The sequence below is a fragment of the Rhizobium sp. BT03 genome (assembly GCF_030053155.1).
Classification (GTDB): domain Bacteria; phylum Pseudomonadota; class Alphaproteobacteria; order Rhizobiales; family Rhizobiaceae; genus Rhizobium.
This window is the reverse complement of record NZ_CP125641.1, coordinates 306,624-332,085: the sequence shown is the minus strand read 5'-3', so window position 1 is coordinate 332,085 and position 25,462 is coordinate 306,624. Positions and strand designations below refer to the sequence as shown.

General features: G+C 61.6%; 23 protein-coding genes. 10 read left to right on the top strand and 13 right to left on the bottom strand.

All coding sequences use genetic code 11. The features are described 5' to 3' along the window. Positions 1–12: 12 nt before the first annotated feature. From QMO80_RS23340 to QMO80_RS23310, 7 genes are all read right to left on the bottom strand, one after another. A complete protein-coding gene (locus tag QMO80_RS23340; protein ID WP_283200266.1) occupies positions 13–897 on the bottom strand; it encodes a dihydrodipicolinate synthase family protein in 885 nt (294 codons plus the stop codon). A 105-nt stretch (positions 898–1,002) separates the two neighbouring features. Beyond that, a complete protein-coding gene (gene repC / locus QMO80_RS23335; protein ID WP_283200265.1) occupies positions 1,003–2,295 on the bottom strand; it encodes a plasmid replication protein RepC in 1,293 nt (430 codons plus the stop codon). Positions 2,296–2,448: 153 nt separating this feature from the next. Next, on the bottom strand, positions 2,449–3,450 hold the full coding sequence (gene repB / locus QMO80_RS23330; protein ID WP_283200264.1) for a plasmid partitioning protein RepB: 1,002 nt from the start codon (positions 3,448–3,450) through the stop codon (positions 2,449–2,451). Positions 3,451–3,454: 4 nt separating this feature from the next. Continuing rightward, entirely contained in the window at positions 3,455–4,648 is a 1,194-nt protein-coding gene (gene repA / locus QMO80_RS23325) for a plasmid partitioning protein RepA (RefSeq protein ID WP_283200263.1), read from the bottom strand. A gap of 475 nt (positions 4,649–5,123) precedes the next feature. Further along, entirely contained in the window at positions 5,124–5,528 is a 405-nt protein-coding gene (locus tag QMO80_RS23320; protein WP_283200771.1) for a type II toxin-antitoxin system VapC family toxin, read from the bottom strand. Next, positions 5,525–5,758 carry an AbrB/MazE/SpoVT family DNA-binding domain-containing protein gene (locus QMO80_RS23315; RefSeq protein WP_283200770.1) on the bottom strand — a complete coding sequence of 78 codons (234 nt, stop codon included), beginning with the start codon at positions 5,756–5,758 and terminating at the stop codon, positions 5,525–5,527. Before QMO80_RS23315 ends, QMO80_RS23320 begins: the two co-directional genes overlap by 4 nt. A 68-nt stretch (positions 5,759–5,826) precedes the next feature. After that, complete coding sequence (locus tag QMO80_RS23310; protein ID WP_283200769.1) at positions 5,827–6,579, bottom strand: SDR family oxidoreductase; 753 nt, start codon at positions 6,577–6,579, stop codon at positions 5,827–5,829. 340 nt (positions 6,580–6,919) lie between these two features. On the opposite strand from QMO80_RS23310, the gene QMO80_RS23305 reads away from it, so the two are divergent. The 7 genes from QMO80_RS23305 (at position 6,920) to QMO80_RS23275 (ending at position 14,287) form a co-directional block, all read left to right on the top strand. Then, positions 6,920–10,546: a PAS domain-containing protein gene (locus QMO80_RS23305; RefSeq protein ID WP_283200768.1), complete on the top strand. Its 3,627-nt coding sequence runs from the start codon at positions 6,920–6,922 to the stop codon at positions 10,544–10,546. Then, entirely contained in the window at positions 10,543–11,184 is a 642-nt protein-coding gene (locus QMO80_RS23300; protein ID WP_283200767.1) for a response regulator transcription factor, read from the top strand. Before QMO80_RS23305 ends, QMO80_RS23300 begins: the two co-directional genes overlap by 4 nt. A gap of 2 nt (positions 11,185–11,186) precedes the next feature. Next, a complete protein-coding gene (locus QMO80_RS23295) occupies positions 11,187–11,564 on the top strand; it encodes a response regulator (protein WP_283200766.1) in 378 nt (125 codons plus the stop codon). 1 nt (position 11,565) lies between these two features. Beyond that, complete coding sequence (locus QMO80_RS23290; RefSeq protein ID WP_283200765.1) at positions 11,566–12,258, top strand: response regulator transcription factor; 693 nt, start codon at positions 11,566–11,568, stop codon at positions 12,256–12,258. A gap of 167 nt (positions 12,259–12,425) precedes the next feature. Beyond that, the gene (locus QMO80_RS23285) at positions 12,426–12,779 is read left to right on the top strand and encodes a helix-turn-helix transcriptional regulator (protein ID WP_283200789.1); all 354 of its coding nucleotides are present in this window, start codon (positions 12,426–12,428) and stop codon (positions 12,777–12,779) included. A 189-nt stretch (positions 12,780–12,968) separates the two neighbouring features. Next, positions 12,969–13,634: a nitroreductase gene (locus QMO80_RS23280; RefSeq protein WP_283200764.1), complete on the top strand. Its 666-nt coding sequence runs from the start codon at positions 12,969–12,971 to the stop codon at positions 13,632–13,634. An 80-nt stretch (positions 13,635–13,714) separates the two neighbouring features. Next, entirely contained in the window at positions 13,715–14,287 is a 573-nt protein-coding gene (locus QMO80_RS23275; protein ID WP_283200763.1) for an NADPH-dependent FMN reductase, read from the top strand. Positions 14,288–14,379: 92 nt separating this feature from the next. Here QMO80_RS23275 and QMO80_RS23270 read toward each other — a convergent pair whose 3' ends face one another. From QMO80_RS23270 to QMO80_RS23245, 6 genes are all read right to left on the bottom strand, one after another. Beyond that, positions 14,380–15,567 (bottom strand): galactarate dehydratase, encoded by a 1,188-nt coding sequence (locus tag QMO80_RS23270; RefSeq protein WP_283200788.1) that lies wholly within the window; start codon positions 15,565–15,567, stop codon positions 14,380–14,382. Between the two features lie 12 nt (positions 15,568–15,579). Beyond that, entirely contained in the window at positions 15,580–16,791 is a 1,212-nt protein-coding gene (locus tag QMO80_RS23265; RefSeq protein WP_283200762.1) for a mandelate racemase/muconate lactonizing enzyme family protein, read from the bottom strand. Then, positions 16,788–18,539, bottom strand: coding sequence for an ABC transporter ATP-binding protein (locus tag QMO80_RS23260; RefSeq protein ID WP_283200761.1), 1,752 nt, complete (start codon positions 18,537–18,539; stop codon positions 16,788–16,790). The genes QMO80_RS23265 and QMO80_RS23260 overlap by 4 nt, the downstream gene beginning before the upstream one ends. 7 nt (positions 18,540–18,546) lie before the next feature. After that, complete coding sequence (locus tag QMO80_RS23255; protein WP_097628010.1) at positions 18,547–19,668, bottom strand: ABC transporter permease; 1,122 nt, start codon at positions 19,666–19,668, stop codon at positions 18,547–18,549. Positions 19,669–19,677: 9 nt separating this feature from the next. Further along, positions 19,678–20,664, bottom strand: a complete 987-nt coding sequence (locus QMO80_RS23250; RefSeq protein ID WP_283200760.1) for an ABC transporter permease — start codon at positions 20,662–20,664, stop codon at positions 19,678–19,680. A 116-nt stretch (positions 20,665–20,780) separates the two neighbouring features. Continuing rightward, positions 20,781–22,718 (bottom strand): ABC transporter substrate-binding protein, encoded by a 1,938-nt coding sequence (locus QMO80_RS23245; RefSeq protein ID WP_283200759.1) that lies wholly within the window; start codon positions 22,716–22,718, stop codon positions 20,781–20,783. Between the two features lie 297 nt (positions 22,719–23,015). On the opposite strand from QMO80_RS23245, the gene QMO80_RS23240 reads away from it, so the two are divergent. Genes QMO80_RS23240 through QMO80_RS23230 form a run of 3 tightly spaced genes read left to right on the top strand, consistent with a single transcriptional unit; the run spans position 23,016 to position 25,453 of the window. After that, entirely contained in the window at positions 23,016–23,729 is a 714-nt protein-coding gene (locus QMO80_RS23240) for a FadR/GntR family transcriptional regulator (RefSeq protein ID WP_283200758.1), read from the top strand. Positions 23,730–23,750: 21 nt separating this feature from the next. After that, positions 23,751–24,581, top strand: a complete 831-nt coding sequence (locus QMO80_RS23235) for an NAD(P)-dependent oxidoreductase (RefSeq protein ID WP_283200757.1) — start codon at positions 23,751–23,753, stop codon at positions 24,579–24,581. Further along, positions 24,578–25,453, top strand: a complete 876-nt coding sequence (locus QMO80_RS23230) for an SMP-30/gluconolactonase/LRE family protein (protein WP_283200756.1) — start codon at positions 24,578–24,580, stop codon at positions 25,451–25,453. Before QMO80_RS23235 ends, QMO80_RS23230 begins: the two co-directional genes overlap by 4 nt. Positions 25,454–25,462 lie beyond the last annotated feature (9 nt).

The window sequence follows — 25,462 nt, the reverse complement described above, 5'->3', positions numbered from 1 at the left end:
CAGCATGCCCGACTATGCCGCTTTCGACTGGAAAAGCTTATCGAAAGCCATAACGAGTTGCGCCTGCCCTTCGCCGGATATTGAACCGAGCGGTGGGCGAACCGCAAGCCAGATCTCCTCTGACATCACGTGCGCCACCATTGCCTTCACGGCCGGGACGACAGGATATTTCAACAGTTCGGCCACGAACCCCTCGATGCGGGGGTCGTCCTGGCCTTCTTCGGCCATCAGCTTGACGTCGCGGGGTACAAAATTCGCCATCCCGGAGATAGCCCCCTGGCCGCCGAGCCGCACACCCTTGGCGAGATGCCGTTCATCACCCACCAGGATGATGAGATCGCTATGCGCCTTGAGCAGGCTTTCGGTATACGGCCAGTCGCCGGAAGAATCCTTGACGCCTGTGACGATCTTGGGGAAGGCGCTCCGCAGCCTTCCGATCAGCGACACGGTCAGCGGAACCATGGTGAGCGAAGGAAGGTTGTAGACGATGATATCCCGCGCCTTGTCGCCCAATATGGCGAAGACGGCCGAAAACCACTGGAAGACACCGTCGTCGCTGACGTTCTTGAAATAGGACGGTGGGGCAAGAAGGATATTGCGAACACCCTCGGAAAGCGCATGATCGGCCTGCATCGCCGCGTCCTCGGCAGCGTCGACCAGCACGCCGACGATGATGTTTTTCGCGGCGATCCCGGCATCGAGGAAGGCCGCAAAGACGCGGTCCCGTTCCCGGCTTCCGATCGAGGAGCCTTCACCCGTCGTCCCGAACAGCGTGACGCTGGAGCATCCGGCAGCAAGGCATCGCCTTGCCTGCGCGATCATAACCTCGATCGCTATATCGCCATTGCCGTCGAACGGCGTGGCGAGAGCGACTGACAGCCCGAATTTCTGGGTCAAATATATCCCTCCCGATTATCGGGATTGATGTAACAGAGTGACATGTTAGTTGTAAAGAGGTGATTACAGCCGAACACAATATGGTTGTCGCGCAACGGAATTCCCTCAACCGGCATGCCTTGCTGCCGGCCCATTGGCCCGCACCAACGCCATCAGCATCGGCCCGATCGCAAACTCGCCTCTTTCGGTTCTGCGGGTGAGATCCCTGAGATAGCCGCCGGGCGAATTGATATGCCCTCCCCTTTCCAGGATACAGGCGATGACCGTCGCGGCATTTTCCGGTCCCATGCCGGCGCAGGCTTCCTCATAGGCCGATGGACTGATACCGAGCATCGAGCGCACGATGACCGCGGCCGACATCAGATCTCGCCAATTGCCGATGGTTCCGCCCGGTCCATAGTCGAGGATTTGGGGGCAGGCTTGGAGAACAAGGGCGAGCGGGAAGGATTTCAGGCCTGGGCCGGACACCGGAGCTGCCTTGCCGACCATTCCAGCCGATGGCTTGAGCGGCCTCGGCCTTTGCTCACCCCGCGGTTCGGCCATAGCCTCGTTGTTTGTCGCTGCCTTTTCGCCCTGCTTCGTGTCGAAGCTTGGTTCAAGTTCATAAATGGAGTCGGGATTTGAATTCTGTTTGTGACGCTCATTTTGAGACTCATTGGCGTCTATTTTTTGTCTTTTAATGTGCCTTTCCAGCAGGTTGACGGCCTCGTCCCGCAGCAGCCCCATCTCGTCGAGCAGCGATGCCAGCTCGTCGATGCCCGCCACGCGCGGAATTCTGGCGACGATCGCGCGAAACATCATCGTCATCTGCTCCCAATCGCCCGGAACCGCTTCGTCGATCGCCGTTGAGATCAGCTTGGAAATATCGCGCCGGCAGACCGTCAGGCGCTCCCTGGTCACCCGGAGCAGTTCCCGGTCCGCGATCGCCTGGGCCGCAAGGCTTTCGATCTCGGCCGCGCGTGCCAGAAGCGGCGCGATGCTGAAGCCGAAGGCCTCGCCAATCGCCCCTGCCCTGTCGCGGCGGGCATAACGTTTTCCGTTCGGACTGTCCTTGCGCAGGATCAGACCGGCCTCGACCAGGACGGCAAGATGGCGCCGCAGCGTCGCCGGCGTCATGCCGCGGGCGCGCAACGATAGCTGTGCATTCGAGGGAAAGACGATCAGGCCTTTCTCCTCGGAGATTTCATCGTCGGGATAGAAGGTCAGCAGTGCGTCGAGCACCGTCAGCGCCCGATCGGTCACGCCGAGTGCCGGCCGCGCTTCGCAGATTGCCCGGAACAGTTTCCACTTGCTGCGTTTCATTCCCGGCTCGATCGTCTCGGCCAGTTGCTGGCTCGCCAGCATGCCAAGCGACATCGGCCGCCGCCCGAAGGGCGTCGTCACATATCCACTCTCCATTGCCTTCACCTTCGTTCAGGCAAAAGAAAACCATCCACCAATTTGGTGCCTAAGACGCTTGACTGTGATTCGTGGAAATGCGATTCTCGATGTGCTTAAGATCTGAGAAGGGCTTCCACGACGCCGTCGTTGGGGGCCTTTTTCTTTTGCGCGTTACGCTCCTCTGTGCTTTTTGAACTCCTGGAACAGGCTCTGCAGCCGTTCCTGGACGAACTGATCGAAACCGGGCGCGCTCTTGCCGTCGAAGACGAAGGTCGCGCCTGAGGCTGTCTTCTTGATCATGACCGGCACACCGCCGACCTCGGTTTTGGCCACCGCCGGCTTCTGTGTCGCTGTCTTTTTCGTTGCCAGAACCAGTGCCCGTTGAAACCGCTCGTCGCTCGAATTTTTCCGCGCGTCGTCCGCGGACAACTCGGCGACGATCTTTTCGATATCGGCCTTCTCAAGCCGCTCGCCCAGTTCAAGCCATCGCCGGCGGCCGATATCGGGCGCCGCACCGATGGCGTTGATCAAATCAAGGGGAACCTGCCGTATCACGATCAGCATTCTCGACAGCGCCGCCTTATCGACGCCGAGCGCCGCCATGATCACATCGCGGCCGAAGCTGCGTTCTTCGAGCCTCGATGCAAAGAGCGCACGCTCGATGTAGGAAAGATTGGTGCGGGCGCTGTTTTCCTGCCCCTGGCTGACGACCAGCTGACCGTCGGTGAGATCGCGAACGACCGCGCGCACCCTGATGCCGATTTCTGTCGCGGCGGCCAGGCGGCGATGGCCGTAGGCCACCTGATAGCGTCCCCTGGTTTCAGGATGCGGACGCACGAGAATCGGAACCTGCTGCCCATGCTCGCGAATCTGCTCGACAAGCTGTGCGAGTTCGGCCGGATCGATTGCCAATCGGTCGCTGACGAAGGACGCGTCGATCAGGCTGGGATCGAGTTCGACGATGGTCTGGCCGGCGGCAAGCTGCCGTTCGAGCTCACTCGCCCGTTCCATTTTTTCGGTAATGTTGCCGAGCGTCTTGGTAATGCCGCCGACGGGCGCCGCACTGCGCTCCTGCGGCACGAATCCCGCGATCGGGCGATTGTCGCGCGGTGCGACCATTTCCACCCTGGCCGGGCTCGGAGCGGAGATTTCGATGAGGTTCTTGCGCGCCATCTATCTATTTCCTCCCCCAGGTCGAGCGAATATGCGCCTCGATCTCGCTGTTGACGAGATTGAGCGACTCCAGCGCCCGGTCATAGGTCCCGCGGGTGAACTGCGATCGCTCGACCTCGTAGAGGGTCTGCTTGGTGACGCCGGCATCGGAGACGGCCGTCGACTTGACCATGGCATTGTGGAGCATTCGATTGCCGAAGATCGCCCGCATGAAGCCGGTCATCTGGCTCTGCGGTCCGTCATTCGGCTCGAAGCGCGTCACCAGATAGCGCATCCAGTCATAGCTGGTGCGTCCGCCGGCCTTCTCCACGACCGACATCAGCTCGCTCGTCATCGTCAGAAACTGCGACATCGACATGACGTCGAGCATCTGCGGATGGACGGTGATCAGCACCGAGGTCGCCGCGCAGAGCGCCGACATCGTCAGGAACCCCAGCTGCGGCGGGCAGTCGATGACCACGATGTCGTAGAGGCTTTCGATCTCGGTCAAGACCTCGCCGATGCGGGCAAAGAACATCGTCTCCGACCTACCCGACGACATCGCCTTCGGCGTTTCGTGCTCGAACTCCATCAGCTCGAGATTTCCCGGAATGAGGTGCAGATTGGGCGTGTAGGTGGCGCGAACGATGTCGGCGATGGGGCGCGGCTGCTCATAGCGGATCGCGCCGTAGATCGTTTCGCCCTCGCCGACGTCGAATTCCGGCTGATGGCCGAACAGGGCGGACAGCGAGGCCTGCGGATCGAGATCGACGGCGAGCACGCGGTAGCCCCTCAGCGCCATGAACTGCGCCAGATGGGCCGCGGTGGTGGTCTTGCCCGAACCACCCTTGAAATTCATGACGGAGACGATCTGGAGCTTTTCTCCCGGCCTGCGGGCCGGCACATATTTCGGCGTGCCGTTTCGCTCGTCGAGGACCCGGCGAATCCGATCCATATCGGTTGCGCTGTAGAGCCGCCGTCCGTTTGCCAGCGGATCGGGCCCATGGCCATCGGCGGCCACCTGCCGGAGATAACCTTCGCCGATGCCGATGAAGGCCGCCGCTTCCGCCGGCGAAAATGTCCTGATGGTCTTTTGGGAAAGCGGCGGGAAGATTTTTGCCTGGTGCTGCTGAAGTTGATAGGACAACTCCTTCGCGTCTGTTGCCAGAAGCGACGGGAGATGCTCTTGATCGTCCTGAAGAGCAAGACTCGGCTGCATGATCTATTTCCCAAATAACTGCGCAATTTTGAACGAAAGCGCTTCAGTTGCGCAGTTACTATATGCCGCGATTCGTGACCGAATTACAAATGCTTAACCAAAAGGCGGGTCGAGGCATGCGAAACGAGCGCGGGAACCTGGTGGTTTCATGAACCAATCGGCGGGTGATTCGCGCCCGGCCGAGGTACTGACGAGCAAGGCCGACGCCCTCGTTATGCACATGAAATTCATTGAATTTTATGTGATGCTGCCAGCGGGGCGGAACGGTTCTGGCTGACTATTCGCCGTCGTCCTTCAGGTAATTGCTGCCGTTGATCGCCAGCAGCCCGTCAGGGGCTTTGTCCGGTTCGAATATGCTCATGCTTTCCGTCTTGCCGCTCGCGTCGGCGGGATTTGGAGCCGTGCAAAGCTTTTCAGCCCGGAGCTTCCATGACGTTTTTTTTGAAACCTCGCATGGATTACGCAAGGCTACGCCTCAGGAACGAGGCGCTATCAATTTCAACGAGGGGAAATAGCTGCGATAGCGGCCGACATCTCGCGTCAGGAGCGGTAATTGATGCACGGCAGCGTGAGCGCCGATGAAGAAGTCAGGAAGCACGCCGGTGCGCGTCCCGCCAGCCTTGCGATACTGCGTGAAGACCTTGCCGGCAAGAAACAAAGCGGGCTTGGGGATAGGCCTCATCTCGAGACCAGCCTCTTCCACGAAAGCCTCCAGCGCCTCGATCCTTTCATATCGAACTGCGAGTTCGGCATAGATTACATCGTTGATCAGCAGAGGACCTTCGATACTCGCTGCCTCGAGCTGGGCAATAGACCAATCCGACCATTTCGGGTCGTCGGTCACGAGGTCCAGGAGCACATTGGTATCGACGAGCGTCACGTTTCGCCGCGCGTCAAAGCCATGATGGCATCCGTATCTAGGCCCTCGCCGGCATGGCCGCGCAGCTTCTCGAAGCGGCTGGCCGGCCGTTTCTTGTCGGCGCGTGTCAGAACCACATTGCCGTCGGGAGCACGATGAAAATCGACCTTGCTGCCTGGAACGATGCCAAGCATATCCCGCACGGGCCGGGGGATGGTCACCTGACCTTTCGCTGTAACGGTTGTGGCCATGGCAAGCGCCTTTGTAATACTCTTCTGGCAGAAGGTATTACTTCATTCGGCAAATTTCAAGGCCGCCGCTAAGCCGCCATCGATCGGCAGAGCCAGTCGGAGAGCTTCTCGGCCGCCAGCCGCGCGCCGGCGCCCGGAAGCAGTACCGCGTCGGTCAATTCGACGCCGAAATACGATGTGGACGGATCCGTTATCACCTGCCGCTCGTCTTCGTTGGCGGCCAGATAGATCCGGGCGACTTCATCGATGCCGAACTGTTCCGGGCCGCCGATTTCGACGATACCGCCCAAGGGCGTTGCGACGGTCAATTCGGCCAGAAAGGCGGCAACGTCGCCGGCTGCGACCGGCCTCATCAAGGCTGGCGGCAGTCGAACGATGTCGCCTTGCCCACCGATGTCGATCAATCCGCTGATGAACTCGTAGAACTGCGTGGAGCGGAGGATCGTGTAGGGGCAAGTGGAAGCCTGGATCAGGTTTTCCTGTACCATTTTCGCGTAAAAATACTCGCTTTCCACAAGCCGTGGCGTGCCGACGACGGAGAGGGCGAGGTAGTGCCCGACTTCGGCCTCAGTGGCTGCGGCAAGCAAATTCTTCGTCGACGCCTTGAAGAAATCCAGGGCCGCATTATCGCCGAACGATGCGGCGTTGGTGACGTCGACGATGACGTCGGTTCCCGCTATGGCTGCGGCGAGGCCCTTGCCGGTAACCGTATCGACGCCAAGCGATAGGGATGCGGCGGCAACCTCGTGGCCCGACCGGCGCAGGCTTTCGCTGAGCCGCGTTCCGATGACCCCGCTTGCTCCCACCACGGCAATTTTCATGTCGGCATCCTCGCGATCGATTGGATCGACAATGACTGGAAAGCCGAAAACGTTCCATCATGCGAAAGCGTTGGCGCCCTGGCCGGAAGTATAGCGGAGCAGGCCGAAAGTTTAGGATGCCCGCCAGGAACGGGGACGGTCTTCCGTTTCCCGTCTGCACCGAAAATCCGGCCGTGGCGCGACGCGACCTCTCCGCACAATGTATGGATTTCCATGAGTTGCGGCTGTGGTACGGCAGGGTTACGGTTCGAATATGAGTTCGCCGGCTCCGATATCGAAAAAGAATGCTGTACCAAATGCTGACGATCCCCGGGCTTTGCCTGTCCGGAAGGAGCTGTTGATGATGAGCGTCTGGTCGCACCGCCCCCGAGCCCTGTATCTGGGGCTTTTCATCGCCGCCTATGTGCTCGCCTGCGGCTTTGCCCAATCGCTCGCGATCGTGCCGGGAACGGGTATTTCCATCTGGCCCCCGGGCGGGCTTTTCATCGCCACGCTCATCCTCGCCCCAAGGCGCAGCTGGCCATGGTGGATATTGGGAGGCTGCCTGGCGGAGCTGCTCAGCAACGCCATCTGGTTTTACAGCCCGCTGCCTGCGGCCTTCCTGATCTACGTCGGCAACGCTCTTGAAGCGGTGGTCGCGGCATGGCTGATCAATCGAGTCTTGAAGCGGCCGGCACAGCTGGAAACCCTGCAGGAGGTTCTCGCATTCGTCGTGTTGGGCGCCGGAATTGCGCCGGTGGTGAGCGCGACGGTCGGAAGTGCGACGCTTGCCTGGTTCGGCATCCAATCGCAATCCTTCGTGACGGCCTGGCCTCTTTGGTGGATCGGTGACGCAACCGGCGTGCTGATCGTCGCGCCGCTGGCGCTCGCCGTCTTCCACAATTGGCGCGGCAAGACCCGGCTCTCGGCCGCGCAATGGGTGGAGGCCGGCGTCCTTGGGCTGATTTTTCTCGGTGTCGCCGCGCTGTCGCTCAGCGGCTATCTTCCCTTCGCCTACATCATCATACCGCCCCTTCTTTGGGCCGCGGTCCGCTTCGAGTTCAAGGGCGCCGCCATATCGCTGGCCCTCCTCGCCCTCATTACAGCCATCTTCACGATAACCGGCGCCGGCCAGTTCGTCGGCGATCCCGAGTCCCAGAAACACAAGCAGATCATGCTGCAGCTCTTTCTGGCCATCTCGGCATTTTCGGCGCTGATCGTTGCCGCCATATCCCGGCAACACCAGCTGGCCGTACTGACCCTGCGCCAAAGCGTCGAGACGCTGCGCGAGCGGGAGCAGGAACTTTCGCAGCTTGTCGACATGGTTCCAAGCCACGTCTGGCGTCTGACGCCTGAGGGCGAACCGACCTTCTTCAACCGACGAATGGTCGATTTCCTCGGTTTCGATGTCGCGGATTCGGACAGGCCCGGCATGAGCCTGTTGGAGGCAGTCATTCATCCCGATGATGCCGCCGGCTTCACCAATGCGCTCACCCATTGCCTCGCCACCGGCGAAAACTTCGCCATGCGGTATCGGCTGCGCCGCGCCGACGGTGTCTATCACTGGATGTCGAGCCGCGCCGAGCCGATGCGGGATCAGGCCGGCAGCATCGTCCAGTGGTATGGCCTTTGCCACGACATCGACGATCAGGTCCGCGCCGAAGAGGCGGTGCGTCAGAGCGAGCGAACGCTGCGCCAGATGATCGATGCTGTGCCGGTTCGCGTCTGGAGCGTGGAGCCGGAGAGCGGATCGGTCTATTTCAACAAACGCTACCAGGACCATTTCCGCGCCGTCATCGCCGATTTCGACGCCCTCGGCGAGCCGCGTATCGACGAGCTACTGCAGCAGCTGATCCATCCCGAAGATGCGCCCGATGTCCAGCGCACGCTGCAGAATTGTTTCGAAAGCGGCGGCGGCACCGCGATGCGGTTTCGCTGGCGCGAAAAGGACGACGTCTACCGCTGGGCGGAGTGCAGAGTGGAACCCCGGCGCGACAACGACGGAAGGGTCGTGCAATGGTACGGCGTGTCTCTCGATATCGACGAGGAGGTGCGCGCGCTCGAGGCATTGCGTGACCGCGAGCACGAGCTCTCGCAGCTCGTGGACATGGTCCCGGTGCACATTGCCCGCATGGCGCCCGACGGCAAACCGACCTTCTTCAGCAAGCGCACCCTGCAATCCATTGGAGTGGACGACGTCGCAGCCTGGGACACGCCTGATATCAGCCGCTCGGCGGCGATCATCGGGGCAACCGTGCATCCAGAAGATGGACCGCGAATGCGGGAGATACTCGCCCAAGCGCTTGCGACCGGTGAGCCCTACACGATACGATATCGCCGGCGTTGGGCGGACGGCGAATATCGCTGGATGGAAGGCCGCGCAGAGCCGTTGCGAGATCAGAGTGGAGCGATCGTGCAATGGTACGCAGCTGCGATCGACATCGATGACGAGGTGCGAGCGCAACAGGCCCTGCGTGAGCGGGAACGGGAGCTGTCACAGCTCGTCGACATCGTTCCGAGCCTTCTCTGGCGCCTGAATGCAGAGGGCGAACCGACCTTCTTCAACAAGCGGCTGATCAATTTTCTCGGCCCCGATGTTGCAGACGCGGGCAAGCCCGGCATGAACCGGCTGTCCGCCATCATCGAAGCCGCCATCCATCCCGACGATGCCGAGAGCCTTGCCGAGGCGCTGAGGCATTCCTTCGCCACCGGCGAGCGCTTCTCGAAACAGTATCGCCTGCGGCGCGCCGATGGCGTCTACCGCTGGGTCAGAGGCAGCGCCGAGCCACTGAGGGATGATAGCGGGCGGATCATTCAATGGTACGGCCTGACACACGACATCGACGATCAGCTGCGGATCGAGGAAGAGTTGCGCGAGAGGGAACGTTCCCTCTGGCAGATCGTCGAAACGCTGCCGGCCATGATCGATTGCGCGGCGCCCGATGGAGAGCCGGTATACCGCAACCCTCAGCTCCGCGACTTCCTCGGATATAAGCTCGAAGAACTCGATGGGACGGGGAAAACCCGGCTGGACGGCACGCTCGACGCCGGCGTTCATCCCGACGACGTGGCCGGGGTCAAAGAGAATTATGCCCATTCATTGCGCACGGGCGAGCCCTATGCGCGCAGGCATCGTCTGCGGCGGTTCGATGGCGAATATCGCTGGGTCGAGACGCGCGCTGCGCCGATGCGCAATGCCGAAGGCGTCATCGTCCAGTGGAATGTCATCTGCCTCGATATCGACGGAGAGGTTCGAGCTGAGGAAGATCTGCGACAGGCGCGAGAGGGGCTTGCCCGGGCGAGCCAGGTGGCGAGCCTTGCCGAGCTTTCGGCCTCCATCGCTCACGAGGTGAACCAGCCGCTCGCCGCTGTCGTCGCCAACTCGCATGCCTGCCAGCGCTGGCTGATGGCCGAACCGCCGAACATGGAGCGGGCGCAGAGGACGGTCGAGCGCATCATCCGCGATGCCAACTCGGCCGCCGATGTCGTCAGCCGCATCCGCGCCCTGTTCAAGCAATCCGCAGACAGGAGGGTGCACACGACGCTCTCCGGCGTCATCGACGAAGCGCGCAACCTCATGGCCGACGAAGCGGCGCGGCGGCGCGCCAGGATGGATGTGGAAGTCGATGGAAACCTTCCGCTCATCGCCATCGATCGTATCCAGATCCAGCAGGTTCTGATCAATCTCGTCCGCAACGGTATCGAGGCGATGGAGACTGTCGCCGGCGACAGGGTGATCGGAATGCGCGTGCGCCATATGGGGAATGCCGTTCAGACCGAGATCAGCGACCGGGGCCAGGGGATCGAGTTTCCCGAGAAGATGTTCGAGCCGTTCTTCACGACCAAGGAAAACGGCATGGGGATGGGTCTGGCGATTTGCCGCTCGATCGTCGAGCTGCACGGCGGACGCTTGTGGGCAGAGAAGAACAATCCGCACGGCGCGACGTTGATCTTCACATTGCCCATTGAAACAAAGGCGGCGTCATGACGGCCGATGACCATATCGTCTTCATCGTCGATGACGATGAACGCATCCGCGAAGCGCTCGGCGAGCTGATGGACTCGCACGGCATGCGCGCCGTCACCTTCGAATCGGCCGGCGATTACGTGAAAGCGGACAAGCCCGACGTGCCCGCCTGCCTCATCCTCGATATCGAGCTGCCTGATATCAACGGCCTCGATCTGCAGAGGCAGATCGCCGACAGGGACCATCCGCCGATCGTCTTCATTACCGGGCACGGCGACATTCCCTCCTCCGTGCGGGCGATCAAGCATGGCGCAGTCGATTTCCTCACCAAGCCGTTCAGTGACGCGGATCTTCTGGCGGCGATCCATGCAGCACTCGCCGAGGACCGGGAAAAGCGATCGGGACGCGCCGAGCTCGACATGCTGAAAAGACACTATCTCGACCTGACCCCGCGCGAGCGCGAAGTGCTGCCGCTCGTGGTCAGCGGCCTTCTCAACAAGCAGGCGGCAGCCGAACTCGGGATCAGCGAAGTCACGCTGCAGATCCATAGACGAAATGTGATGCAGAAAATGGCCGCGGCCTCGCTCGCCGATCTCGTGCGGATCGCGGAGAAACTGGAAATACCGATTACCCACTCGCGCCGGGTGGGGGGGAATTGAACATGACCGAGACAAGACATGTCGTCGCAATTGTCGATGACGATCCAAGACTGCTGGAATCGATGGGCGACCTGCTGGAATCGGCGGGTTACGTGGCCCGCGGCTTCCCATCGGCGGGCTCGCTGCTCGTCAGCGGGCTGTCGGACTTCGACCTGCTCATCACCGATATCGGAATGCCGGGCATCGATGGATTCGAGCTTCGTGACCTTGTGCGAAAATCACGTCCCGAGTTGCCGGTGTTCCTGATCACCGGCCGCCACGAGATAGCCGATCAGGGCCGCGCCCAGGGAGGCGGCGGTTTCTTCCGCAAGCCCTTCGATGCCCAGGCCCTGCTGGCGGCTATCGCCAATGCTTTACGTCAATCGAGAGATGGAGGGTAACATGAGAGTTGACCAGCCGTTGCTGCGGAGATCGGCGCCGTCATCATTGCAGGGCAGATATGAAGAGGATCAGCCGCTCGTCGTTATCGTCGATGACGATGCATCGGTTCGCGAGGCGCTGTCGGAGTTGATCCTGTCAGCGGGTTTTCAGTCGGTCAGTTTTGCCTCCACCCGCGAATTGCTTGATGCCGATATCCTGGAAAACCCCGGCTGCCTGATCCTCGATGTGCGTATGCCCGGAGCAAGCGGCCTCCACCTGCAGAGCCATCTGGCCGAAAACGGCATTTCCAAGCCGATCATTTTTCTGACCGGCCACGGCGACATTCCGATGACCGTCCAGGCGATGAAGGCGGGTGCTGTGGATTTTCTCACCAAGCCGGTGCGGGACCAGACGCTGCTCGACGCCATCACTGCGGCCATTGCGATGGATGCAGAACGACGGGCCGAAGCCGCAATCGCCAAACGCAATGTCAAACGCCTGGAGACGCTGACGCAGCGCGAGCGCGAAGTTCTGCACGAAGTGGCGCGCGGACGCCTCAACAAGCAGATCGCCTTCGATCTCGGCATCAGCGAAGTGACGGTCAAGCTGCATCGCAGCAACGTCATGCACAAGATGGAGGCCGCCTCGATCGGCGAACTGATCCGGGCCTGGGAGACGCTGCCGGCGCATATGCGGCAAGCTGGCTCGCGTTAATTTTATCAATTGCCTGTCCACTTGATGCGCGCCGTATCCGATTTGCGTAAAAAAAGACGGTGCGGCGACGGCAATGGGTTTCGCCCTGGCACCCATGCGTTATCTCTAAATTAAAGCTCGGGGATATGACCTCAAGCCCGGCTTTAATTTCATAAAGGAGATCACGCCTGAACACTCTATCGCCAGCCGCGCCTTCCCCTGAAACCAACGCCTTCGATATCGAGGCAAGCTTCCTGTCGGCCATGGGGAACGCCAAACGGCTTCACATTCTGCATCTGTTGACCGAGGGAGAAGTGTCCGTGACGGTCCTGGCTGATGAAGTCGGATTGAGCCAATCTTCGACGTCTCAGCATCTTGCAATTCTTCGGGAACAAGGACTCGTGCAGACGCGAAGGGCTGCGCAGACGATCTATTATTCACTTCAATCCGGCATGGCCAGAACGATGCTCGATACGCTCGCCGACATCTTCGGATCGCGCCGTCGCTCCCCGGCAGACCGCGTCGGGCGCCTGGCGAAATGACAAAGCGTTGTTCCTGCCGCTCATGATCGGCCTCCAATCCCGCTTGGGATGATTTTGCGGGCATCAGGCCGGACGCATCGATCCCTGATGGACGTTTGATGTAGGCCTCCTAGACCACGGTGTGATTACGCCTCCATGGCGAATGGAGATAATGATCACATCGGAACGAACAGTCAGGAGGACGCGATCATGGACGTCTATGAGGCAGTCACAAGCCGACGGTCGGTGCGCAGTTTCAAAGATAAGCCTGTGGCGAGAGAGATACTCGAGCGCGTGCTGGCCGCCGCGGCCTGGTCCCCGTCAGGATCGAACATCCAGCCGTGGAACACCTACGTGATGACCGGCGCGTCGCTGGCCGAGCTCAAGACGACTGCCGTCGAGCGCGTGGCCCACGGCGACCCCTGGGACAAACGGCAATACGAGATGTACCCGCCCGCGCTCAAATCCCCGTACGGGGAGCGCCGGTCCGCCTTCGGCAAGGAGCGCTACAGCGCGCTCGGCATTGCGCGCGAGGACTGGGAGGCGCGCCAGCGGGCGGCGATCGCCAACTGGAACTGCTTCGGCGCGCCCGCCGCCCTGTTCTGCTACATCGACCGTGACCTCGGCCTGCCCCAATGGGCCGATGTCGGCATGTATCTGCAGACCGTCATGCTGCTGCTCCGCGCCGAAGGACTGCACAGTTGCCCGCAGATGGCATGGTCACAGGTTCGCGAGACGGTCGCGGAGGCCCTGTCGCCCCCGGACGGGCTCATCCTTTTCTGCGGCATGTCGATCGGTTACGAGGACCCCGCGGCAAGTTCTGCTCATACGGGCCGCGCCCCGCTCGCCGAGACGGTCACTTTCGTCGGCGATTAGTTGCTTATGCTTGAAGGACAAGAGAGGCCTCCTATCATTCCTGCGTGTACGTCCTTGCCACCGCGATATTGGAGAACGCCATGACCACACATAAAGTAGGCTATCTCATCGGCAGCCTCGCCAAGGGCTCGATCAATCGCAAGCTCGCCAAGGCGTTGGTGCGGTTCGCCCCGGCGGAACTTGAAATGTCGGAGATATCCTTCAAGGATCTGCCGCTCTACAGCTACGACTATGACGCCGACTACCCTCCGGCCGGCAAGGCATTCAAGGCTGATATCGCGGCCGTCGACGCTGTGCTGTTCGTCACGCCCGAATACAATCGATCCATACCCGGCGGGCTGAAAAACGCCATCGACTGGGCGAGCCGCCCCTACGGCACCAACTCGTTCACACGCAAGCCGTCGGCGGTTATCGGCACCTCGCCGGGCGCGATCGGCACCGCCGTCGCCCAGCAGAATTTGCGCAGCGTGCTGAGTTTCTGCAACTCTCCCCAGATGAATGCCCCGGAAGCCTATATCCAGTTCACACCGGGGCTGATCACCGATGACGGCGAGGTCACGAACGAGGCAACCGCGGATTTCCTTCGCAAGTTCATGCAGGATTTCCACGTCTTCATCGCAAGGGTTCGCTCGGTGCTGCCGAAAGATGCATAGAGAGTGCTTGGAACTAGGTCTTCTTGCCGCCCGGCCGCGAAAGGAACCGACCGCCGCTAGGCGGCAGCGGCCAGTTCCCGGTATTCGACTTTCTAAGCGAAGGCGTAAGAACCGTCCGGCCGCTTCGGCACGCGCCGCTGCCAGTGGATATAGCCTTCCTCCTCCATCGCCTTCTCGTCCATCTCGACGCCCCAGCCGGGCCGATCCGGACGCAGTTCGAGATAACCGTCCTTCGGCAGATAGGGATCGACGACATAACGGGTTTCCCCTTCCCGCTTCTCGATATCGATGCCGCCATAGACATAGGCCTGGCCCTTCGGCAGCCGGTATTCGAGGATGCGGAAATTCTGCGCCGCGGCCGAAAAATGCACGTTGACCGCCGTTGCAAGCGGTCCCATCGGATTGTGCGGCGCAACGCCGACGAAGAAGGCTTCGGCAAGGGTGGCAATGCGGCGCATCTCGCTGATGCCGCCGACGACGCAGATATCCGGCTGGATCAGATCGGCGCCCTTGACCTGCAGCAGCCGCAGGAACTCGTTTCTGCTGTAGAGCGATTCACCGGTGGCGAGGACGCAGTTGAGCCCCTGTTTCAGATCGCCCCAGGCCTCGATGTTTTCAGGCCGCAGCGGTTCCTCGAAAAACAGCGGGTCGTAGGGCGCCAGCGCATTGCCGAGCTGGCGCGCGGCAATCGGTTCAAAAATCTTGGCGTGAGCGTCGAAGGCGATCTCGTATTCGTCGTTGACCGTCTCGCGCAGCGAACGGAAATAATCCGCCGAGGCTTTGACGACATTGCCCCAGCGATTGGCGTGCATGTCGATCCGCCAGGGGCTGAGCTTGAAGGCGGTGAACCCCCATCCCTCCTTCAGGCGATCGAATTCGTCGCGGGCCGCCGGCGCGTCCGGTGCGGTGTAGACCCCGGCATAGACCTTGATGCGGTCGCGCACCTCGCCGCCGAGCAGCTTGTAAACCGGGACGTTCGCCGCCTTGGCCGCGAGATCCCACAGGCAATGGTCGAGCGCGGAGATCGCGGCAAGGCCGAGAGCACCTGGGGGGAAGCGGCTTTGCTGGATCAGCAAATTGACGAGATACTCGACGCGCGTCGGGTCCTGGCCTGAAATAAATCCATAGAGATAATCGAGCAGCGGCGGCAGCGCCTTGTCGGGGCCGTGATTGTAGCATTCGCCCCAGCCCGTCAGCCCGTCATCGGTATCGAGCGCGACGATCACGCGCGGACGGTCCTTGTCGCGGGTCATGAAAACCCGCATGCGGTCGATCTTCATCATTCTGTCCTTCTAGCGATTGAAATAGCTGCGGCGCGCCACGCGCGTCTGCACGTAGACATGCTCGTTGTCGGTTCCGGGATTGTAGGCGCCGGCGGCTTGCGGCACCGAGACATTGCCGCCGCTCGGGAAGCGCGCCACGAATTCCTCGTCGATATCGCAGCCGAGCCCCGGGCCATCGGGAACGGCGATCAGCCCATCGACCTGCTGCGGATGCGGCACGATCGTCTGGCGGCGGCCGTCCCAGTCGTCGTCGAGGCGCTCGAGAATGAGGGCGTTCGGGATAGCGGCCAGCAGATGCAGCGCCGCATATTCCGCCACCGGCCCCAGCGAACCGGAATGCGGCGCCATCTGGATATGATGGGCCTCGGCCATGGCGGCGATCTTCTTCATCTGGGTGATGCCGCCGGCCCGGCCGGTATCGGGCTGGATTACGTCGACCAGTTCCTTCTCGATGAGTTCGCGCTCCCCGAAGATGGTCGCCGAGCGCTCGCCGGCCGCAAGCGGCACGTAAGCGGCGTCGCGAATGCGACGGTAGCCGTCGATATTTTCCGGCGCGATCGGATCTTCCACCCACATCAGCTCATAGGGTTCGAGCGCCCGTACCAGCCGGCAGGCATCCGCAGGCGTCAGCCACGGCGGCCCATGCAGATCGATGGCGATATCCATGTCGTCGCCGACGGCATCGCGGAGTGCTGCGACCTTGCGGACGGGATCGGTGACGCCGCCGCACTTGATCGCCTTGATGCCGCGCTCCTTGATGGCGAGCGCCCGCTCGGGCGTATTCGCATGCGAATAGATCGGGATCCGGTCGCGCACCTTGCCGCCGAGCAGCATCCAGACAGGCACGCCGAGCGCCTTGCCCTTGATGTCCCAGAGCGCCATGTCGATGCCAGTCATCGCACCGCCGCCGACGGTTCCGAGCATGCCGTGACCCATCATCGCGATATGCATTTTCTGCCACAGCCGTTCGATATGGGCCGGATCCTCACCGATGAGGAGGGGTGCCAGATCACGGATCGCCGTCTCGACGACACGCGGCCAGCCCGAGCATTCGCCGATGCCGGTGATGCCCTCGTCGGTATCGATCTTCAGAAAGAGCCAGTTCCGGGTGCCTCCGAACTGCTTGGAGGCTGCGCCGCCCGGACGATGATCGGAAGCCCAGTTCGAAGGATCGGGCTGACCGACTTGCATGAGAAACGTGCGGATTCCGGTGATTTTCATCTCTGAGAACTTCCATTTTTCAGATGGTCTGGCTTCAGATTGCCGGGCTCCAAATTGACGGGCGCGACGTAGCGGAAACGCCTGGAATGATCGCGATCGCGCGGATCGGGGCGTGGGATCGCCGATATCAGCGCCTGCGTGTAGGCATGCTCGGGTGTGCGGCAGACCTGCTCCGCTTCGCCGATTTCGACGAGCTGGCCTTTGTACATGACGCCGACACGGTCGCACATGTAGCGGATGACGCCGATGTCATGGCTGATGAAGATATAGGCAAGGCCGAGCTCGTCCTGCAGCCGCATCAGGAGGTCGAGCACCTGCGAGCGCACCGAGACGTCGAGTGCCGAAGTCGCCTCGTCGGCGACGATGACACGCGGATTGAGCGTGATGGCGCGGGCAATGCCGATACGCTGGCGCTGACCGCCGGAGAATGCGTGTGGGTAACGTTCGCGCGCCCGCGGATCGAGGCCCACCTGCTCCATGAGGTGGCAGACCCGCTCATCCAGCGCCCGCCCCTTGGCGACGCCGTTGACGAGCAGCGGCTCGCCGATGATCTGCGAGACGGTCATGCGCGGATTGAGCGAGCCGAAGGGATCCTGAAACACCATGCGCAATTCGCGGCGCGCGGCGGCCAGCGTCGGGCCCTTTGCCGTTGCCAGATCGATGATGTCGCCGCCGGCGTTGCGGTAGAGGATTTCGCCCGCCGTGGGATCGATCAGCCGCATGATCGAGCGGCCCATCGTCGTCTTGCCGGATCCGCTTTCGCCGACGATACCGAGCGTTTCGCCCGGCAGAAGCGAAATGGAGACGTCGTTCAGTGCTTTTACCTCGCCGAAGTCCATCGACACGTTGCGCAGTTCGAGGATCGGCGCTTTCGTCCTGTCGAGCGGCGGGCGCGCCAGGCGGATCTCGGCCTTCTGCTCCAGCTTCAGCACCGAGCCGATCAGCATGCGGGTATAGTCGTCTTGCGGCGCATGAAAGATCTGCTCGACCGGCCCGTATTCTTTGGCAACACCGTGATGCATGACGAGCACATCGTCGGCGATCTGCGCCACGACGCCCATATCATGCGTGATGAACAGAACGGCCATGCCGTTGGCTTTTTGCAACCGGGCGATCAGGTCGAGAATTTCGGCCTGCGTCGTCACGTCGAGGGCGGTGGTCGGCTCGTCGGCGATCAGCAGCTGCGGTTTGCAGGCGAGCGCCATGGCAATCATCGCGCGCTGGCGCATGCCGCCGGAATATTGGAAGGCATAGCGATCCAGAGCTTTCTCAGGAAAGGGAATCTCGACCTGCTTGAGCAGCGATATGGCCTCAGTGCGCGCCTCCGCCTTGCTCATCCTGGTGTGAAGGCGAAGCGCCTCGACGATCTGGTTGCCGACCGTGTGGATCGGCGACAGCGACGACATCGGCTCCTGGAAGATCATAGCGATGTCACGGCCGCGGATCGCCCGGATCTGGCGCCCGCGCGGATTGAGGCTGGTGAGATCGGTCGAGCCGCCGTTCTGGTCGTTCAGGACGATCGATCCCGCCGCAATCCGGCCGGGCGCATCGACGATCTGCAGGATCGAACGCGCCGTCACCGACTTGCCGGATCCGCTTTCGCCGACGACACAGAGCGTCTTGCCCGGTTCGATCGAAAAAGACAGATCGCTGACGGCGCGAAAGACGCCGGTGCGCAGCGGGAATTCGACGGTCAGGTTTTTCACCTGGAGCAGCGGCCTGCCGGCAATGGGAACGATATCGGTCATGCCGGCCTCATTTGTTGTAGGGATCGGCCGCATCGCGCAGGCCGTCGCCGAGAAGGTTGAGCGCCATCACGGCGACGACGACGGCACAGCCGGGCATGAAGAGCCAGGGTGCGGTGGCGATCGAGCGGATGTTCTGGGCCTCGCGCAGCAGCACGCCCCAGGAGATGGTCGGCGGCTGCAGACCGAGCCCCAGGAACGAAAGGGAGGTTTCGGCAAGGATCATCGCCGGCACCGCAAGCGTGATCGACGCGATGATGTGGCTCGCGAAGCTCGGCAGCATATGGCGGAAGATGATGCGTCCTTCGCGAACGCCGTCGAGCCTGGCGGCGGCGACGAATTCCTCGGTGCGCAGCGACAGGAAACGGCCGCGAACGACGCGGGCAAGCTGCGCCCAGCCGGTCAGCGACAGGATGATCGTGATCATCATATATTGCAGCGTCGCCGGCCAATCCTGCGGCAGGGCCGCGGCCATGGCCAGCCAGATCGGGATCGTCGGCAGCGACAGCACGAAATCGATCAGCCGCTGCATGAAGAAATCGATGCGGCCGCCGTAATATCCCGAGATGCCGCCGATCACGATGCCAAGCATTAGAGACAGGAAGACGCCGACGAGGCCGATCGAGAGCGAAACCTGCGACCCCTGCACCGTTCGGCTGAAGACGTCGCGCCCAAGCCGGTCGGCACCGAAGAGAAGCAGCGGGGTGGTCTTGTCGGGCGAGGCGATCAGATGGATGTTTGTGTTGAACAGGCCAAAGACGGAATATTCATAGCCGCGCCCGAAGAACTGGACATCGACGCGCTTCGTCGTGTCTTCCTTGAAGATGGCCGCCAGCGTTTCCGGATCGCGGGTGAGCTTCATCGGATAATAATGCGGGCCGAAGGAGAACCCGTTCTCGGTATCGATCAGATGCAATTTCTGCGGCGGGTGAAAGGTCGCCCGCGCATTTTGCAGGTTAGGATCGTTGATGGCGAAGAAGCCGGGAACCAGGGCAACGATATACATCATCACAGTGACGACGAGCGCCACCATGGCCAGCCGGTGCCGGCGGAAGGCCCACCAGATGAGCTGCCATTGCGATGCGACAGCGGCGCGATCCGGCTGAATATTTGTAACGGCGATGTCGGCCATGTGGGGCTCCTATTCCAACCGGATGCGGGGATCGACCAGCGCAAGCAGGATATCGCTGATCAGCGAGCCTATCAGCGTCAGCGCGCAGATCAGCAGAACGAAGGCACCCGCCAGGTACATGTCCTGGGCCATCAGCGCCTGCAGCAGCAAGGGGGCTGCCGTTGGCAGATTGAGGACGATGGCGACGACGACCGAGCCGGAGATGAGATTGGGCAGCAGCCAGGCAATCGTCGAGATGAACGGATTGAGCGCGATCATCATGGGGTATTTCATCAGCAGCCGGAATTCCGACAGGCCCTTTGCCCGTGCCGTGGTCACGTAAGGCTTCGGCAGTTCATCGAGCATGTTCGCGCGCATGACGCGGATGAGGCTTGCTGTCGAGGAGACGGCAAGGATGATGACGGGAAGCCAGAGATGCGAGAAGAGATCACCCATCTTAGCAAAGCTCCAGGGCGCATTCTCATATTGCGCCGAAAACAGCCCGCCGACATCCTGGCCGAATTCGACCGCCGCGATATACATCAGCACCAGCGCCAGCAGAAAGGACGGAACGGCCAGGCCGAAAAAGGTGAAGGCGGTGAAGAAATAGTCGCCGATCGAATATTTGCGCACGGCGGAATAGACGCCGATCGGCAGCGCGATCGCCCACGTAGCGATCAATGTCGACAGAGCCAGAACAAGCGTCAGCGCCATGCGCTCCCAGATCAGATCCGAGACCGGCTGCTGCCACTCGAAGGAAATACCGAAATCGCCGCGCGAGAGGATGCCCCACATCCATTTGAAATATTGGACGAGCATCGGATCGCCGAGGCCGAACCGTTCGCGCAATTGCGCCGCCGTGTTCTGGTCGACGATTTCGTTGGAGGCTGCCAATGTCGCGATATAGGTCGTGACATAGTCACCCGGCGGCAGCTGGATCAGCACGAAAGCGAGGAAGCTCACGGCAAAAAGCGATGGAATCATCCATAAAAAGCGTTTGGCGATAAACACCAACATCAGGCGTCTCCTGGCTTGGACGCCGCCCGACCATTCGGCTGCAGTACCGATAAGGTATTGGGAGACGGACTTGAAAGAAGACGCCGTGCCTGATGGCACGGCGCTCAAGATCGAAATCAGCTCGTGAAGGTGAACTGCTGCGGCAGCGCAGGCCCCGGATTGGGCCAGGACCAGCTGTCCGGCTCCTTCTCGGGTACATTACGCAGATTGTTGCGGATGATGCCGAAGCCACCGACGGCAAGGCAAAGCCCGACGGTCTCGAATTCCTCCGCGGCGATATCGAAGATCTGCTTCATGATCGCACCGCGCTTGTCGAGGTCGGCCGTCGACCGCGCCTCGTCGAAAAGCTTCATACGCTTCTTCTGGCTTTCCGGCGGCTCTTCGCCGCGCGCGCCGTTGGAGGTGTACCAAAGCGTCCACGGAATGGCGTAACGCGAGCCTTGAGGATGAAAGGCGAAGAAATCGCGCGGATCGAGCATCGGATCGAGACCGCCGGGACCCGGCCAGACCGCCGCATCATGGGCATTGTCGTCACCGCGGGTGTAATAAAGCGCCCGCTCGATCGTGTTGACCTTCATGTCGATACCGATCTGAGCCCAATGCGTCTTGACCAGTTCCAGGGCATCGACGAGGTCGGGATAGAGCGTCGGAATGACGTCGATCGAGAAGAACACCTTCTGGCCATCCGGCCGAAGGCGGAAACCGTCGCCGCCTTTCTTGTAGCCGGCCTCATCGAGCATCGCGCCTGCCTTGTCGGCATCATATTCGGTGAACTGGCGCGCGTATTTCTCGTTGTACCAGGGATGGGTCGGACGCGGCCCGGCCTGGTAGGGCTCGCTCTGTCCGAAATAGACGATGTCGATGAGTTCCGGCCGATTGATGCCCATCGACAGCGCTTGCCGGAACGACTTGTCGGCAAACATCTTGCGCATGGCCGGATCTTTGTGGGTGATATTGAAGTAGATCTGGCACTGCTGCGAGGCCGAAGGCACGAGCGTCAGTAGCCGATAGTCGCCCTTCTGCATGTTCTGGGACAGCGTCGGCTTGTTGGCGAGCACGCTGATATGACGCTCCTGGATGTCGATCTTGCCAGAGATGACGTTCAGCATCAGCGATTCGACGTCCTGCGAGATGCCGAAATTGATTTCGTCGATATAGGGAAGCTGGTTGCCCGCGGTATCGACCTGCCAGAAATACGGATTGCGTGTCATGACGACACGGGTCGCACCGCCGGCATAGGGCTCCTTGACCACCCAGGGATCGAGTGTCGGCTTGTCGACATTGCCCCAGCGCGACGGGATCTCGATGTCGCCGCAGCGGCTGCGGAACAGTTCCGTCCAGCTGGTGACGCCGGCCTTCTTCGCATCGGCTTCGAGATTGGGATTATATTTCGGCAGGAACTGGCTGCAGTAATGTTTGGGAAAGAGCGTCGGATGCTGACCGAGCGGCGTCGCCAGGTTTTCCAGGTAAAGCGCATTCGCCGCCGCAAAGGTGAACTTCACCGTATAATCGTCGATCTTTTCGACGGTGACCGGCTTGCCGGCGACGGCAAGCTGCGCCGGTGTCGAGCTATAGAGCTCGGTGTTCTTGACGCAGTCCTCGATCGCGAAGACGACGTCATCGGCCGTGAAGGGATGGCCGTCCGACCAGCGCACGCCTTCGATGAGGTGGAAGGTGAATTGCGTCGCGTCGCCGCTGACTTCCCAGCGTTCGGCGAGATTCGGCTGCACGGCGGTAAAATCGAGGTTCCAGCGCACGAGGCTCTGGTTGCCGACCATACGCAGGATGCCGTTATGGTCGGACGAACCGCGAAGGCCGCGGCGCAGCGAGCCGCCATAGGTGCCGACCTTTTCGTACGGCGTCACCACCATCGGCTTTTTCGGCAGGCGCTCGGCGAGCGGCGGCAGTTTTCCGTCCTTCACAAGCTGCGCGAGTGCGGGCGCTTCGCCGCCTGCGGCAAAAGCGCGGCCCGCGATAGACAGCGCCGCGGCACCGGCCATACCGCCAAGCACGGCGCGGCGGGTAATGCCACGCGACAATATTTCATTAGGCATCGAGTTCCTCCCTTTTTAAGGCCGGCGCACCTTTTTGAACCGGCTGATGCGGCGGGCTCCCGACCCACCGCCTGCGCCCTCCTCGGCGCCCGGACCGAACCATAGACACGTTCCCAAATGATTACAAGAGTTGACAGATAATTACAAATTTTGTAGCGATGCAGCAGTAAGGCTTGAATTACCTGCCCGCAGAACAGGGCTAAAGCGAACAAAAGACGACAACCTGTCAAAAGCTGTACATCGCCGTAGAGGTGCCATTGGCGGGCAGCAGCCTGGCGTTCAGAGAAAAGGACGACGATGACATTCGCGGCCGACGCCGTTTCGAAGAGAGGCGCAACGCGCTTCAGCGACATCATCTACGAGAAGATCGTGGGGATGATCGTCGACGGCAATTTTCCGGTGAACGAACGGCTGCCGTCGGAGACGAAGCTCGCCGCCGATTTCGGCGCGTCGAGACCCGTCGTGCGCGAGGCGCTCGAACGCTTGAGAGCCGATGGCCTGGTCGTCTCGCGCAAGGGCTCCGGCTCCTATGTCCGGCAGAGACCGGATTCGTCGATGTTGAAAATGGTGCCGGTCGGATCGCTCGCCGATGTCCAGCGCTTCTTCGAATTCCGCGCCGGCCTCGAAGCCGAGGCTGCCGAGCTTGCAGCACGAAACTGGCAGCCGGACGACAGGGAAAGGATAACGGCAGCGCTTCTTTCGATCGAACAATGTCTGCGCAACGGAGAGCTCGGCGCCGAGGAAGACCAGGCTCTGCACGACGCCATCGCCATGGCGACCGGCAACCAGTTCCATATCACCGTGCGCGAATGGTTCAGGCCGCATTTCGCCATCGGGCATTCCGTGACGCGAAGCTTGAGCCTGAAACGGACGCTGGAGCAGATCCGCAGCGTCCAGGACGAGCACGCGGTGATCGTGGAGGCGATCTTCGCGCGACGGGAAACCGAAGCGCACGACGCGATGAAGAAACACATACTGAATGCTCGCGCCCGCATGTTCCAGGGCGTTTGAGCGGGAATGGGAGGAAGAACGATGAAACGGATCGCTGTGACGGGGGCTACTGGGCGTGTCGGAACGCTGCTGCGCCCGCTCCTCCGCTCGCATTTCGAGCACGTCAGCCTGATCGATCTGCAGGAACCAGACGGGCTTGACGAAAACGAAACCTTCGTGAGAGCCGACCTTACAAAGCTCGATGAGGCAATGGCTGCGCTGAAGGATATCGACGGCGTCGTTCATCTCGCCGGCATCGCAAGCGGCATCGACATGAACGCCATTCTGAACGCCAATGTGCTTGGGACCTACAATCTCTACGAAGCGGCGCGGATCAACAAGGTCGAGCGGGTCGTCTATGCATCCAGCAACCATGCGACCGGCTTCTATCCGCGCGGCGAAATCATATCGCCGCTCGATCCGATGCGCCCCGACAGCCCCTATGGACTTTCCAAATGCTGGGGCGAACTGGTGGCGGGGCTCTACTACGACACCTCGGGCATTCGCTCCCTTTCCATCCGTATCGGCAATGCCGGCACCTATCCCAACAGCGAGCGATCGGTTGCGATCTGGATCAGCGCGCGGGATCTGGCGCAACTGGTGCGGATCGGGCTCATTCACCCGCTGATCGCCGCGACAGTCGTCTACGGCGTTTCCGATACCGACGAGAAATGGTGGGACAACGATCTGGCGACGAGGCTCGGCTACCGGCCGCAGGACCGGCCGCGCGATCACGCCCGCATCGAACAGGGATCCGAAGGGCCGGTCGCGCTTGCGTTCCAGGGCGGCGGCTTCTGCGAGATCAATCATGACGGCACCATCCGCATGCGTGACGCCGAAGGTTTGGCCAAGAGCCTGGAGGCGGCCGAATGACGGCGCCTCGGATCATCCGCCCGGACATTCGTTCCGTGATCCAGCAACCGCTGACGGTCGGTGAATCGCCGGTATGGGACGATGAGACCGGCACGCTGTGGTTCGTCGACATCCTGGCGCCGGCGGTTGTGCGGCTCTCCCCGCAAGGAAAGCTCGAGCGCTTCGACATGCCGGCGGCAATCGGCAGCCTCGGGCTTTGCCGCGACGGCAGGATCGTCGTCGGCCTCCAGACGGGCGTCCACCTCTTCGATCCCGTCTCGGGAAAAATCGAATTTCTGTGCGACCCGGTCGGGCGCGATATGAATGGCCGCCTCAATGACGGCAAGGTCGGCCCCGACGGCTGCTTCTGGGTCGGCTCGATCAGCGAAGCCAAGCCGCAGGTGAATGACGCTGCACTTTTCCGCGTCGGCGCCGACGGCAGCACGCGGACCGTCGCCACGGGGCTGACGAGTTCCAACGGCCTCGCCTGGTCGCCGGACGGCCGGCGGATGTATCACTCCGACAGCCGCCAATGTTTCCTGCAGGCATTCGACTTCGATCTCGAGACGGGCAGCCTCGGCGAAGGACGTCGCCTGCGCGGCTTCACCGAAGATGAGGGGCGCCCGGACGGGGCGACGACCGATCGCGACGGGTTTTACTGGAGCGCCGGCGTCTCGGCCGGCCGCCTCAACCGCATATCGAGCGAAGGCGAAATCGTCGAGATCTACATTCTGCCGGTCCCGGCACCGACAATGCCGTGTTTCGGGGGGCCGGATCTCCGGACCCTCTTCGTCACCAGCCTGTCGACGGACCGCACCGGCCGTTTCGAGGCCGGCACGGTCATCGCCTTCGATGTGGATGCGGAGGGGCTGCCGCCCTTCCGCTTCGGATGACGATCATCT

Excerpts from the sequence above, each read along its gene's own strand:
- repC (WP_283200265.1), bottom strand. The coding sequence starts at position 2,295 with ATGGAGAGTGGATATGTGACGACGCCCTTCGGGCGGCGGCCGATGTCG.
- repB (WP_283200264.1), bottom strand. The coding sequence starts at position 3,450 with ATGGCGCGCAAGAACCTCATCGAAATCTCCGCTCCGAGCCCGGCCAGG.
- repA (WP_283200263.1), bottom strand. The coding sequence starts at position 4,648 with ATGCAGCCGAGTCTTGCTCTTCAGGACGATCAAGAGCATCTCCCGTCG.
- QMO80_RS23315 (WP_283200770.1), bottom strand. The coding sequence starts at position 5,758 with ATGGCCACAACCGTTACAGCGAAAGGTCAGGTGACCATCCCCCGGCCC.
- QMO80_RS23310 (WP_283200769.1), bottom strand. The coding sequence starts at position 6,579 with ATGAAAATTGCCGTGGTGGGAGCAAGCGGGGTCATCGGAACGCGGCTC.
- QMO80_RS23305 (WP_283200768.1), top strand. The coding sequence starts at position 6,920 with ATGATGAGCGTCTGGTCGCACCGCCCCCGAGCCCTGTATCTGGGGCTT.
- QMO80_RS23300 (WP_283200767.1), top strand. The coding sequence starts at position 10,543 with ATGACGGCCGATGACCATATCGTCTTCATCGTCGATGACGATGAACGC.
- QMO80_RS23295 (WP_283200766.1), top strand. The coding sequence starts at position 11,187 with ATGACCGAGACAAGACATGTCGTCGCAATTGTCGATGACGATCCAAGA.
- QMO80_RS23290 (WP_283200765.1), top strand. The coding sequence starts at position 11,566 with ATGAGAGTTGACCAGCCGTTGCTGCGGAGATCGGCGCCGTCATCATTG.
- QMO80_RS23280 (WP_283200764.1), top strand. The coding sequence starts at position 12,969 with ATGGACGTCTATGAGGCAGTCACAAGCCGACGGTCGGTGCGCAGTTTC.
- QMO80_RS23275 (WP_283200763.1), top strand. The coding sequence starts at position 13,715 with ATGACCACACATAAAGTAGGCTATCTCATCGGCAGCCTCGCCAAGGGC.
- QMO80_RS23270 (WP_283200788.1), bottom strand. The coding sequence starts at position 15,567 with ATGAAGATCGACCGCATGCGGGTTTTCATGACCCGCGACAAGGACCGT.
- QMO80_RS23265 (WP_283200762.1), bottom strand. The coding sequence starts at position 16,791 with ATGAAAATCACCGGAATCCGCACGTTTCTCATGCAAGTCGGTCAGCCC.
- QMO80_RS23260 (WP_283200761.1), bottom strand. The coding sequence starts at position 18,539 with ATGACCGATATCGTTCCCATTGCCGGCAGGCCGCTGCTCCAGGTGAAA.
- QMO80_RS23255 (WP_097628010.1), bottom strand. The coding sequence starts at position 19,668 with ATGGCCGACATCGCCGTTACAAATATTCAGCCGGATCGCGCCGCTGTC.
- QMO80_RS23250 (WP_283200760.1), bottom strand. The coding sequence starts at position 20,664 with ATGTTGGTGTTTATCGCCAAACGCTTTTTATGGATGATTCCATCGCTT.
- QMO80_RS23245 (WP_283200759.1), bottom strand. The coding sequence starts at position 22,718 with ATGCCTAATGAAATATTGTCGCGTGGCATTACCCGCCGCGCCGTGCTT.
- QMO80_RS23240 (WP_283200758.1), top strand. The coding sequence starts at position 23,016 with ATGACATTCGCGGCCGACGCCGTTTCGAAGAGAGGCGCAACGCGCTTC.
- QMO80_RS23235 (WP_283200757.1), top strand. The coding sequence starts at position 23,751 with ATGAAACGGATCGCTGTGACGGGGGCTACTGGGCGTGTCGGAACGCTG.
- QMO80_RS23230 (WP_283200756.1), top strand. The coding sequence starts at position 24,578 with ATGACGGCGCCTCGGATCATCCGCCCGGACATTCGTTCCGTGATCCAG.